5 protein-coding genes are annotated in these 12937 nt (G+C 63.8%); 4 read left to right on the forward strand and 1 reads right to left on the reverse strand.

The window, feature by feature from the left end:
• Window positions 1-334: 334 nt before the first annotated feature.
• Window positions 335-1147: an HNH endonuclease family protein gene (locus I6I72_RS09990; protein WP_201806819.1), complete on the reverse strand. Its 813-nt coding sequence runs from the start codon at window positions 1145-1147 to the stop codon at window positions 335-337.
• A 37-nt stretch (window positions 1148-1184) separates the two neighbouring features.
• Here I6I72_RS09990 and I6I72_RS09995 point away from each other — a divergent pair, with 37 nt between their 5' ends.
• The 4 genes from I6I72_RS09995 to I6I72_RS10010 all read left to right on the forward strand — a co-directional run bounded on the left by I6I72_RS09995 (window position 1185) and on the right by I6I72_RS10010 (window position 12929).
• Window positions 1185-1388 (forward strand): hypothetical protein, encoded by a 204-nt coding sequence (locus I6I72_RS09995; protein WP_152681352.1) that lies wholly within the window; start codon window positions 1185-1187, stop codon window positions 1386-1388.
• Window positions 1389-1535: 147 nt separating this feature from the next.
• Window positions 1536-10664 (forward strand): type I polyketide synthase, encoded by a 9129-nt coding sequence (locus tag I6I72_RS10000; RefSeq protein WP_236592616.1) that lies wholly within the window; start codon window positions 1536-1538, stop codon window positions 10662-10664.
• A gap of 232 nt (window positions 10665-10896) precedes the next feature.
• Window positions 10897-11898 (forward strand): substrate-binding domain-containing protein, encoded by a 1002-nt coding sequence (locus I6I72_RS10005; protein WP_005531059.1) that lies wholly within the window; start codon window positions 10897-10899, stop codon window positions 11896-11898.
• A complete protein-coding gene (locus tag I6I72_RS10010) occupies window positions 11895-12929 on the forward strand; it encodes an ABC transporter permease (protein WP_005531058.1) in 1035 nt (344 codons plus the stop codon). The genes I6I72_RS10005 and I6I72_RS10010 overlap by 4 nt, the downstream gene beginning before the upstream one ends.
• Window positions 12930-12937 lie beyond the last annotated feature (8 nt).

Raw genomic sequence — 12937 nt, forward strand, 5'->3', positions numbered from 1 at the left:
GTTCCGTTCGCAGAGACGACAGTTGAGAGTTGCGTCTTTGAGTCCCTCGGCACATACGTGAGAGAAATGTGACTTGGCTATCAATTTCGCTGAAGTTGATACTAGAAAATTGGCACGGGGTTGGGGTGCTATTTTTCTAATTTTTAAACTTTGGGGGTGAAACTTATTAGCCCCGGATTGTATTTATTTCGGGTCTTTATATAAGCCGTTACTTTGCTTGGGTGCCCACGTTTTCCGTGACATACAGGCATATTGTCTAAAAGATATGCTCTATTTTAGGGTCAAACTATGCGCAAAATATGCAGATTCTTGGCAGGTAAAAAGTGGGGGTAGCTCAAGGGCAGGTTGCTAGCTGGGTAGCCAGCGCGTCATATTCGGCCTGTGTTACCCACAGCCCGTAGGTAGCTTTAACTTCAATGATTTTCTGCGCGTAGGTGCAGCGGTATTCCTTGCTTGGTGGAAGCCAGGTTGCTGCGTCGCCAGCGGACTTTTGCTGATTAAGTGGGCCGTCGACCGCGAGGAGGTTGCGCGGGTCGTTGGCAAAGTCGCGGCGCTTTTCCGGTGACCATTCTTGGGCGCCTTTTTGCCAGGCGTCGGCAAGCGGCACGATGTGATCAATCTGTACCAACTCGGAGGTGCCTTGCCCGCGCTGGAAGCTGATATCAGTGCCGGAATAGGGATCATGCAGTGTACCTGTCAGGACCACGCAGTCATGAGTGTTTTCTTTGAGCGTGATATCCACGAGGTCACGGCGCAGAATGTCGTTTCGCGTATCGCAGCCGTTGTGGCCAAATTCCACGGTGACATCGTCAGACCATGCCTGCCCGAACTGCTTACGTTCGTAGCCAGTCTTTGGCGCGCGGCCCTTAACCGGCAGGGCGGTGAGCTGTTCTAATGCTGGATTTGGGGCAGGTGCCGCAGGGGGTTCGGGTGCTGCCGGAGCTGCGTCTGAAGCTGTTGCTGGAGCTGGTGCCGTGGGGCTGTTGGGCGCATTGTCCGGACTGCCGTTTGCAGTGGTTGTGGGTGCAGTCGCTGAGGAGGGTGAAGTCGGGGCGTCGAGGGTTGCGCCAAAGATGACGAGGGCTGCAATGATGAGGTTGAGGAAGCCGACTATGTAGTACGGGCGAAAAGGGGAGCGGGCTGCCATGATGGGGATGATTTTAGCGGCTAGACTGGCGCCGGTAATGAGTATCGATAAGTTCTTTGATGAATACACGCAACAGCGCGGGATTGTCCGTAGTGCGCCTGTGGTTCCGGCGAGTGCATGCGAGATTTATGCAGAAGTAGAGCCCGAAGGCCCTGTCGGGGATGGCGTGCGCCGGGGTCAATCGCGCGTGGACCTAGAGCGTGCTAAAGAGCTAGTTTCCCGGCTCTTGGGTGATTTCTAGCCGTATCCTCGCCACCGTGATTTACGGGCAGCATCCACACACGCCGTCAAAAGATGATGGTTTCCTCATGATTTTGTGGCATGCTGTATCTCTGACTTTCTGATACGAAACAATTCTGGCCGCACTCGCATAGGAGCAGCAACCACAGTGAGCATCACCCCGCGTACCGAAACTACGACCATTACCCAGCCGCTTTCCACAGGCAAACGCTTGGTCAACCGCCTAGACGCCGAACCCTTCGCGCTGTCATTTTCAGGACAGGGCTATGCCTGGCTTCCCAATCTGCAGGCATCTATCGCCGCAGGCGCAGGCACCCGCCTTGCCGGGCACCTGAAGCAGGCGGAAGAGATCCTCGAGCCACTCGCAGACGATCTCGCCGCCGCCTTCCCGCACGGCTTCGCCCCGCTCGAGTGGGCAGCAGCAGCGAACTCGCCGCGCATTAACCTGGCGGATTCTGCTATCTCTACCCCGGGCATCGTCACCGCCCAGGTTGGTGTGCTTGAAGCGCTTGCTGCCCAGGGGCTCGACGTCTCGCAGGCGGTCGCGGCCATTGGACATTCCCAGGGCACCTTGAGCACGTTTGTTGCCACCGGCCGCGCCGCAGCCGGCGAGGTCATCGCCTTGGCGCAGCTCATCGGTGCCGCTATCACGCGTACAGCCCGCACTCACGGTTTGGTCCGCAACGCTGAGGGTTCTCCTATGGTGGCAGTCTCCGGTGCCACTCAAGAGCAGATTGAAAAGGCCGGCGGTCGCATCGGCCTGCGCAATGGCCGCGACAAGTTCATCATCGTCGGTACCCCGGCGGAGGTAACCGCAGTTCAAGGCCGCCTCGAAGCGGCGGCCTCCAAGGACGCCAAGCTCGTCGAATCCAAGCAGCGCGGCGGCGCCCCGTTCGCACCTCGCTTTAGCCAGCTCGACATCCAGGCTGCCTACCACCACCCGGCAATGGAAGAGGCCGTTGCGCAGGTCATCGAGTGGGGCAAAACCGCAGGTCTTGACCCCGTGCTCGTGGAGGAGGGCGCCCGCGCCGTCCTCACCGACATCGTCGATTGGCCAGCCCGCGTCACCGAGGCCATCGAGGCAGGCGCCCGCTGGATCTTCGAGTGCGGCCCTGATGGCGGCGTCGAGCCGCTGACCCGAGACATCGTCGCAGGACGAGGAATCGGCACCTTGGTGGTGTGCGGTTCGCACGGGCAGTCGCAGCTTTTCGACGCCGGCCAGGCACCCGCCCTGCCCATGTCCTGGGAGTGCTTCCGCCCGACCCTGCGCGCAGGTCGCCTTTCCACCAAGTTCACCGAGGCAACCGGCTACTCGCCAGTCATGCTGCCCGGCATGACCCCTTCCACCGTCGACTCAGAAATCGTGGCTGCAGCAGCCAACGCCGGTCACTGGGCAGAGCTCGCAGGCGGTGGCCAGACCACCAACGCCTTGCTGGCACGCAACTTGGAGAAGCTAGAGGAACTCCTCGAGCCAGGCGTGAACGCACAGTTCAACGCCATGTATCTCTCCGCATCGCAGTGGCGCCGCCAGATCGCTGGCGAGCGCGCCCTCCCCAAGGCACGCGCAAACGGTGCGCCCATCAACGGCGTGGTTGTCTCTGCTGGTATCCCACCGCTCGAAGAGGCAGTGGAACTCGTAGAGTCCCTGCACGCGGACAACTTCCCGTGGGTCGCATTCAAGCCAGGCACCATCAAGCAGATCGACCAAGTACTGCGCATCGCTGAGCAGGCCCCAGGACTTATCATCATGCAGATCGAAGGCGGTCACGCCGGTGGCCACCACTCGTGGGAGGACCTCGACGAGCTGCTCGCTGCCACCTATGGCCGCATCCGCGAGCACGACAACGTGGTGCTGGCCGTCGGCGGCGGTATCGGCACCCCAGCCCGCGGTGTTCAGTACCTGCTGGGCACCTGGGCACACAAGCAGGGGCTGCCGGATGCGCCTGTCGACGCCATCATGGTGGGCACCGCCGCCATGGCGACCAAGGAATCCACCGCTTCCGAATCCGTGAAGCGCGCACTCGTGGCCGCGCAGCCGACCGTCCAGAACGGCGGCTGGGCCGGCGTGGGCGCTGCAGCCCAGGACTTCGGCGGCTCCGTGACCTCCGGACTGTCCCAGCTGGGCGCGGACATCCACGAGATCGACAACTCCTTCGCACGCGCCGGGCGCCTGCTCGACGAGGTCGCGGGCGACGCTGAGGCCGTGGCCGCACGTCGTGACGAGATCATCGAGGCCATCGGCAAGACCTGCAAGCCTTACTTCGGTGACCTTGACTCTATAACCTACGCGCAGTGGCTCGAGCGCTACCTTGAACTTTCCTACATGGGGCAGTGGGTCGACGAATCCTGGTTCCAGCGCTTCGTCGCAATGGTGGAGCGCACCGAAGCCCGCCTCAACCCGGCGGACCACGGCGAGATCGAACTTCAGGTCACCGCAGAGCGCGAGAACCCGGAGCAGGCAGTCATGCAGCTGCGCGAGCTCTTGGGCAGCGCCGCCGTCGACCAGCTCGTCCACCCAGGCGACGCCGCGTGGTTCCTGCAGCTGCTCAACCAGAAGGGCAAGCCCGCCAACTTCGTCCCCGTCATCGACGCGGAGGTCCGCCGTCTGTGGCGCCAGGACTCCCTGTGGCAGGCCCACGACGAGCGCTACGATGCCGACCAAGTCTGCATCATCCCAGGCACCACCGCAGTCGGCGGCATTGAGCGCGTTGACGAGCCGGTGGCTGAGCTGCTTGCCCGCTTCGAGCAGGCCGCAACAGATGAGCTGACCCAGGCCGGTGTACAAGACAAACCAGAGCACTCGGACTTCGACAAAATCCTCAAGGCACCAATGGTCAATTGGGCAGGCCGCGAGCAGCTTAACCCGCTTCGCCTCGTGCTTGGCACCGGCCAGTTCCTGGCTGAGTCGATCGAGAGCAAAGACAACGGCTCCCGCTTTGAGAAGCTTGCCGAAGACGAGTACTGGCTGAGCGTCCCGCTCAAGGGCGCGATTGCAGGCGCGCAGCTGCGCCTGCGCATCACCCCACCGCAGATTCCGGGCGCCTCGCCGCTTATCACCGAGGCCGATGCCGCTGAGTCCATGCGCGAGCTGGCTCGCGTCGCTGCCGGCGGCACCCTGCCGGAGGTAACCGGTGGCACCGCCATCTGGTCCGGCGAGCTCAGCGCCGCGGATTCCGCAGACTATGAAAACGTCACCGCGGGCTATGCGCCTGCCGACGCCCTTTCCGCAGACGTTGCCGAGGGCGCACACGTGGCCCCAGACGTCCTCGTGGGCAAGGCCTGGCCAGCCGTGTTCGCGGTCATCGCCGATGCAGTTACCGAAGACGGAACCAACGTCGTTGAAGGCCTGCTCAACCTGGTCCACTTGGAACACAACCTCGAACTCAAGTCCGCGCTGCCGCGCGAGGCGAAGCTGCGTATCACCGCCACCGCGGGCGAGGTCCGCGACACCCCAGTCGGCCGTGTCGTCGACGTCGCAGTAGATATTGACACGGCCACTGATGGTGCTTCCGCAGCTGGTGCAGACACCGCAGGCACCCCGGTTGCACGCCTCTTCGAGCGCTTCGCCATCCAGGGCCGTCGCGGCGAGCAGGAACTCGGCGCAGCGGACTCCGTCGCAGGTGCAGCGTCCACCACCAAGGAAAAGCCGCGCAGCTTCCGCCACGAAATGACCGTGACCGCCCCGCAATCGATGCACCCATTCGCCGTGGTCACGGGCGACCGCAACCCCATCCACGTTGCCGATCTCGCCGCCCAGCTGGCTGGATTGAAGGACGGCGTCATCGTCCATGGCATGTGGACCTCCGCGCTGGCGCAGCTGGCCGCCGCTTTCGACGGCGCTGCAGTCCGTGAGTGGAGCGCCACCATGCAGGCGCCTGTCCTGCCCGGCGCGCAGGTCACCTTCGTGGTCGAGCGCGTGGGCCTGGACACCCGCCCAGGCTTCGGCGAGGTCCGAGCCGTCACCGCTTCCGTCGACGGCGTTCCGGTCCTTGAGGCTCGCGCAACTGTCGCTGACAGGCTGACCTTCTACGGCTTCCCCGGCCAGGGCATCCAGTCGCAGGGGATGGGCATGGACGCCTTCGCGGCGTCGTCAAACGCCCGCTCCGTATGGGAACGCGCGGACAAGCACACCCGCTCCAAGTTGGGATTCTCCATCCTGGAGATCGTGCGCAACAATCCGCAGTCCGTCACCGTGCGCGGCGAGGAGTTCACGCACCCGGACGGCGCTCTTTTCCTGACCCAGTTCACGCAGGTAGCCATGGCCACCCTGGGCTGCGCGCAGATCGCCGAGATGCAGGAGGCCGGCGTCCTTGACTCCGGCGCCTACTTTGCGGGCCACTCCGTGGGCGAGTACAACGCCCTCGCCGCCTACGCGCAGGTGCTCTCCCTCGAAGCAGTCGTAGAGATCGTCTACGCCCGTGGCCTGACCATGCACCGCCTGGTCGAGCGCGACGCCGAGGGCAACTCCAACTATGGACTGGCGGCGCTGCGTCCGAACAAGATCGGCGTCTCCGCCAAGGACGTGTTCCCGTACGTTGCTGAGATTTCCGCGCAGACCGGCGAGTTCCTGGAGATCGTCAACTACAACATTGCAGGCGTCCAGTACGCCGTCGCCGGTACTCGCGCGGGGCTTAACGCCCTGCGTGCCGACGCCGAGCGCCGCGCGCCGGGGGCGCGTGCCTTCATCCAGATCCCGGGCATCGACGTGCCGTTCCACTCCTCTCATCTGCTGGACGGCGTGCCTGCCTTCCGCGAGCACCTCGATTCCCTCATTCCGGCGGACATCGACCTGGATATCCTCGTGGGCCACTACGTGCCGAACCTGGTTGCGCGTCCATTTGAGCTCACTGAAGAGTTCGTGCAGGCCATTGACTCCGTGGTGGACTCTGATCCCGTCAAGGCCATCCTGTCTGACTTCGCGGGCGCCCTTGAGAACCCGGTTCAGTTGGGCCGCACCCTGCTCATTGAGCTTTTGGCCTGGCAGTTCGCTTCACCTGTCCGATGGATCGAAACCCAGGATCTCCTGCTTAGCGAGCCGGGCGCCATCGGCGGCGCCGGCACCCCGGGCCTGGGCGTGGAGCGCTTTGTCGAGGTGGGCGTGGGTTCCTCGCCAACGCTGGCGAACATGCTGGGCCAGACCCTGCGCCTGCCGCAGTATGCAGGCCACGGCATCGAGGTGCTCAACATCGAGCGCGACCGCGGCGTTGTCTTCGCTGAGGATGCCATCGCTCGCCCGGAGCCGGAGCAGACTGCGGCGGCGGATGCAGCGGCTGAATCTGGTGCCGAGGATGGTGCCGAATCTGGCGCTACCGCAGCAAGCCTGGTCCCTGAGACCCCGGCAGCAGCGGAGACCGCGACCCTCGTGGCTCCGGTTCCGGCACCTGCTGCGGGTGGGGAGACCCCAGCGGATAAGCCGCTGAGCGCGCAGTTCGCCACCGAAATGCTCGTGGCGGTGTGGACCAAGGTCCGCCTGGATCAGATGGGTCCTGCCGATACCATCGAACTGCTCGTCGAGGGCGTGTCCTCCCGCCGCAACCAGCTCCTGCTGGATCTGGGTGTGGAGTTCGGATTGGGCGCTATCGATGGCGCGGCCGATGCTGCGCTGTCGGAACTCAAGGAGACTGTCGCAGGCATGGCCAAGGGCTATAAGACCTTTGGCCCGGTCCTGGGTGGGCAGGTCGCTGATGCGCTGCGCCGCCTTACTGGACCTGCCGGAAAGAAGCCTGGCTACGTGGCTGAGCGTGTCACCGGCGCCTGGGGCTTGGGCGAAGGCTGGGCAGATCGCGTCATCGCTGAGCTTGTCCTCGGCACTCGCGAGGGCGCGTCCCTGCGTGGCGGCGACCTGGCCACGCTCGGCACGGGCGCTGCGAATGTCAAGGAGCTGGATGCGCTAATCGACGCCGCCGTGACCGTCGCCGGACAGCGCGAGGGGATTAGCATTGCGATGCCTTCCGTGGGTGGTGCTGCGGGCGGTGGGGTAGTGGACTCCGCTGCTTTGGATGCCTACACCGCGGAAATGACCGATACCCTTGCGGAGACCGCCCGCACCTTGCTGTCCAAGCTGGGAGTTGCGGCGCCTGCCACCGAGTTTTCGGAAGTAGATGAGAACGCCGCACTGGCGGAGCTAGTCTCCCGTGAGCTGGGCTCCGATTGGGCTAAGCAGGTCGCGCCGTCCTTCGATGCGGATAAGGCAGTGCTAATCGACGACCGCTGGGCTTCTGCCCGCGAGGATCTTGCGCGTGTTGCCGCGGGCGAGCTCAACGCTGCGGACGTCGATGTTCTGGGCGCTGGCGAAGCCGTGGCGCGGCTGGCGGAGCACTTTGGTCTGCCGGATCACGCGCAGGATGCGCGTGAGGATGCCGCTGTCTTGACCATGAGCAACGACGTTGCCGTGGTTACTGGTGGCTCCCCGAACTCGATTGCGGCCGCTGTCATCGGCGAGCTGCTCAACGAGGGCGCCACCGTGGTGGCAACCACCTCGCGCCTAAACCATGACCGCGTGGAGTTCTACAAGGAGCTCTACCGCACGCACGCCGCTGGTTCCGCCGCGTTGTGGGTGGTCCCTGCGAACTTGAGCTCCTTCAAAGATCTCGATGCCTTGGTGGAGTGGATTGCTAACGAGCAGACAGCCACAGTGGGCGGCAAGTCCAAGCTGGTCAAGCCGGCGCTGGTGCCGACCTTGCTCTTCCCGTTCGCTGCTCCGCGCGTGCAGGGCACGCTGGCCGACGCCGGCGCCCAGGCCGAGTCGCAGATGCGTCTGCTGCTGTGGTCGGTGGAGAAGCTCATCGCGGGCCTGTCTCAGCTGGGCGCGGATACCCACGTGGGCCAGCGCCTGCACGTGGTGCTGCCAGGTAGCCCGAACCGTGGCCGCTTCGGTGGCGACGGCGCCTATGGTGAGGCCAAGGCGGCACTCGACGCCCTGGTTACCCGCTGGAAGGCGGAGCCTGTCTGGGGCGAGCGTACCTCGCTGGTCCACGCCCACATTGGTTGGGTACGTGGCACTGGCCTGATGGGCGGAAACGACCCAATGGTCGAGCTTGTCGAGGCCAAGGGCGTGGAAACCTACTCCACCGAGGAAATGGCTATCAAGCTGGTCGACGGCGGCGCCAACGCCGACGTGCGTGAGCAGGCGGCCCAGGACCCGGTCACCCTTGACTTCACCGGCGGTCTGGGCGAGGCCGACCTCAAGCTGCCTGAACTGGCTCGCGAGGCCGCACGGCGGGCGGAGCAAACAAGCGCATCCAATGGCGGCGTCATCCAGGCCCCGAAGACGGTGCAAGCACTGCCGAACCCGCTGTCCCCGTTGCAGTGGACTACGCCAGACTTCAGTGGCGTGACGCAGTCGCTCGATGACATGGTCGTCATCGTCGGCGCAGGTGAGCTCGGCCCGCTGGGTTCCTCGCGTACCCGCTTCGAGGTCGAGCTTACCGGCGAGCTTTCCGCTGCCGGCGTGCTTGAGCTGGCCTGGACCACGGGCCTCATCGAGTGGGATGCCCAGTCGGCCCAGTGGACCGTGCTGGATACCGGCGAAGCCATTGCCGAGGAAGACGTCTACGAACAATTCCATGACCAAGTGATGGCCAACATCGGCGTGCGCCGCTACCACGATGACTTCGGCCCGCACATGCCGATGGTGGACAACCTCGCGCCTGAATTGACCACCATCTACCTGGAGAAGCCGCTGACCTTCACCGTGGACGATGAAGCAACCGCCAAGTCCTTCGTAGAAGAAGTTGAGGGCGCTACGGCGCACTTCGATGGTGAGGAATGGCAGGTTACCCGCCCGGCCGGCTCGCCAGTGCGTGTGCCGCGCCGCGTGGCAATGTCGCGCTTCGTCGGCGGCCAGGTGCCGACCGGATTCGACCCGGCGGTCTATGGCATCCCGGCCGACATGATCGACAACCTCGACCGTGTGGCGCTGTGGAACATCGTGTGCACCGTGGAGGCATTCCTTTCGGCGGGCTTCAGCCCGGCAGAGCTGCTCGCGAGCGTTCATCCCGCACGCGTGTCCTCGACGCAGGGCACCGGCATGGGCGGCATGGCCTCCCTGCGCTCGCTCTACGTGGATAAGCTGCTGGCGCAGTCGCGCCCGAACGACATTCTGCAGGAAGCCCTGCCGAATGTGGTGGCAGCGCACGTGATGCAGTCCTACGTGGGCGGCTACGGCCAGATGGTCCACCCGGTTGCAGCCTGCGCTACCGCTGCGGTCTCCGTGGAGGAAGCGATGGATAAGCTGCGCCTGCACAAGGCAGACTTCGTGGTCGCTGGTGGTGTCGATGACCTATCTATTGAGAGCATCACCGGCTTCGGCGACATGGCTGCGACCGCGGAGACCGCAGAGATGGAAGCAAAGGGCATCGACCACAAGTACTTCTCCCGCGCCAACGACAGGCGCCGCGGAGGCTTCATCGAGTCTGAAGGTGGCGGCACCCTGCTGCTGGCCCGTGGCGCATTCGCCGCGGAGCAGGGACTGCCGGTTCTGGGCGTGGTGGCCTTCGCGGAGTCCTTCGCGGACGGCGCTCACACCTCCATCCCCGCGCCGGGCCTGGGCGCGCTGTCTGCGGCCCGTGGCGGCGTGGATTCCCGCTTGGCGCAGGCCCTGCGTGCGCATGGCGTCACGCCGGATGAGGTGTCCATCATCTCCAAGCACGACACCTCGACCAATGCGAATGACCCGAACGAGTCGGATCTGCACGAGCGCATTGCTGCCGCGATGGGACGCCACAACGGCAACCCGATGTACGTGATTTCGCAGAAGACCCTGACTGGCCACGCCAAGGGTGGTGCCGCCGCGTTCCAGATGGTTGGCCTGACGCAGGTCCTGCGTGAGGGCATCCTGCCGCCGAATCGTTCCCTGGATTGCGTGGACCCAGTGCTGGCTAAGCATGAGCACCTGGTTTGGCTACGCCATCAGCTGGACCTGCGCGGTCGTGACGAGTACGCACCGAAGGCAGGCCTGGTTACCTCGCTGGGCTTCGGTCACGTGTCTGCGCTAGTGGCAATCGTGCACCCAGGCGCATTCCTGGCTGCACTGGCGGCGGCGCAGGATGCGGAGGCCGTTGCTCAGTGGCAGCAGCAGGCGCACGAGCGTGAGCGCGCCGGGCTGCGCCGCATCGAGTCTGCGATGCGCGGCGGGGCAGTTCTCTACGAGCGTCCGGTGGATCGCAACCTGGGCGGTACTGGTGACGCTGTGAAGGAACGTGAGGCCGCAGTGCTGCTTGACGACGCCGCTCGTCTGCGCGACGGAATCCTTGAAACCGGGCAGATGCAGAACTAATCAAGAAGGAAAAACGCCTTTAGGACATTCACGCCAGTCACCGAATCGGCGGAGAGGGCTTCCCAGAAATGGGGAGCCCTCCCTTTTGTGTATTTGTGGCTTTGTGTTGGGGGTTTGGGAAGCTGTAACGGGGGTAAAAACGGCGTCGAAAGTGCCAGCTTGCGCCACCTGAAACGATAAAGATGCAGGTCAGCGGTTTGAGTCCCTGTTGCAGGTGGGGCACTATGCAAGCATGAACTTCAACGTTAAAGCTTGCAAGATTGTGGGAACCGGGGTGGCTTTGGCCGCCGCGCTAGCAGTGACGGGATGCTCCTCCACCGGTGGTGCGCCGCGCGAAAACAGTGAGAACGAACTCGCCGGGGGAGTGGACACCGAGCGCATCGTCGTATCGATGATCTCCCACGGTGCCCCTGGCGATACCTACTGGGATCTCGTGCGCAAGGGCGCCGAGGACGCAGCCAAGAAGGACAACATCGAGTTGCGCTACTCTTCCGATCCGCAGGCCCCTAACCAGGCCAACCTCGTGCAGTCCGCCATTGACTCCGGCGTCGACGGCATCGCCGTCACCATGCCAAACGCCAGCGCCATCGGTCCTGTAGCCAAGAAGGCCGCCGACGCAGGAATCCCCACCGTCGGCCTTAACGCCGGCATGGATTCCTACCAGAAGTACGGCATGACCGCGTTCTTCGGCCAAGAGGAGAAGGTCGCCGGCACCAAGGCAGGCGAGCGCCTCAAGAAGGACGGCGCCAAGCACACCCTGTGCGTCATCCACGAACAAGGCAACAAGTCCCAGGAGGATCGCTGCGCGGGTCTGCAGGACGGACAGGGCGGCAAGGTTGAGCTGCTCTATGTCAACGGTCAGGACCTCACTGCAGCACAGTCCACCCTGAACGCGAAGCTCGAGCAGGATAAATCCATTGACTGGGTCATGGCTCTCCAAGCGCCCGTCGCCATGCGCGCCGTCGACGCCATCGCTGACTCCGGCGCCAAGGCAAAGGTAGCCACCTTCGATACCAACGCTGAGCTTGTCGACGCCATCGCTTCCGGCGACGTCGCCTGGGCCGTGGACCAGCAGCCTTACATGCAGGGCTACATGGCTGTCGACGCCTTGTGGCTCGCACACCGCAACGGCTCCACCGTGGGCGGCGGCCGTCCCGTCTACACCGGCCCTTCCTTCGTCGACTCCACCAACGTCGACGTAATCTCAGAGTCCGCTAAGGCAGGCTTGCGATGACCGAGACGTCGCCAAGCATCGATGCGCGGCTAGCATCGCGGAGCCTAAGCGCCCGCATCATGCGCCGCCCCGAGCTAGCCAGTGTCCTTGGTGCCATCGTCATCTTTGCCCTGTTCATGATTGTCGCTCCATCGTTTCGTTCGATGGAGGCCTTCTCCACGGTGCTCTACGCCAGCTCCACCCTGGGCATCGTAGCCTTGGCCGTGGGCCTGCTTATGATTGGCAACGAGTTCGACTTATCCTCCGGCGTCGCCGTGACTACCTCTGCGCTCGTGGCCACCATGCTCAACTACAACCTGCACCTCAACTCCTGGGTTGGAGCAGCCCTCGCCCTCGTGACGGCCCTGACCATTGGTGCCATCAACGGCCTGCTTGTCGTGCGTACGAAGATCGACTCTTTCCTCATCACCCTTGCCGCATTCCTCATGCTGCAGGGGCTGAACCTGGCCGTGACCAAGCTCGTTACCGGCCAGGTGGCCACACCTCCCATCTCTGACATGCAGGGCTTTGCTGCCGCACGCGCCATCTTCGCTGGCACTATTCACCTCGGCTCGCTGAGCATCCGTGCCACCGTGTTGTGGTGGATCTTGTTCGTCGCTGTGGCCTCCTTCGTCCTCTACAAGACCCGCTTCGGTAACTGGATCTTCGCCGTCGGTGGTGACGAGGACGCCGCCCGTGCCGTCGGTGTTCCTGTGCGCCGCGTCAAGGTTATCCTGTTCATGGTCGTCGGTTTCGCCGCCTGGTTTGTGGGCATGCACACGCTTTTTGCCTTCGACTCCATCCAGGCGGGCCAGGGCATTGGCAACGAGTTCCTCTATATTATCGCGGCGGTTATCGGTGGCTGTTCGATGACGGGCGGCCGCGGCACTGCCGTAGGCACGGCCATCGGTGCAGTCATATTCGGCATGACCAACCAGGGCATCGTTTACGCGGGGTGGAACCCCGACTGGTTCAAGTTCTTCCTCGGCGCCATGCTGCTGTTTGCGGTTCTTACCAACACGTCTGTGGCCAACTTCAACAAGCGGAAATAGGAGGCAGT

Source organism: Corynebacterium striatum (genome assembly GCF_016728105.1).
GTDB classification, from domain to species: Bacteria; Actinomycetota; Actinomycetes; order Mycobacteriales; family Mycobacteriaceae; genus Corynebacterium; species Corynebacterium striatum.

What these genes read in the sequence shown, in the direction of transcription:
- I6I72_RS09990 (WP_201806819.1), bottom strand. Translation starts at nt 1,147, where the DNA reads ATGGCAGCCCGCTCCCCTTTTCGCCCGTACTACATAGTCGGCTTCCTC.
- I6I72_RS09995 (WP_152681352.1), top strand. Translation starts at nt 1,185, where the DNA reads ATGAGTATCGATAAGTTCTTTGATGAATACACGCAACAGCGCGGGATT.
- I6I72_RS10005 (WP_005531059.1), top strand. Translation starts at nt 10,897, where the DNA reads ATGAACTTCAACGTTAAAGCTTGCAAGATTGTGGGAACCGGGGTGGCT.
- I6I72_RS10010 (WP_005531058.1), top strand. Translation starts at nt 11,895, where the DNA reads ATGACCGAGACGTCGCCAAGCATCGATGCGCGGCTAGCATCGCGGAGC.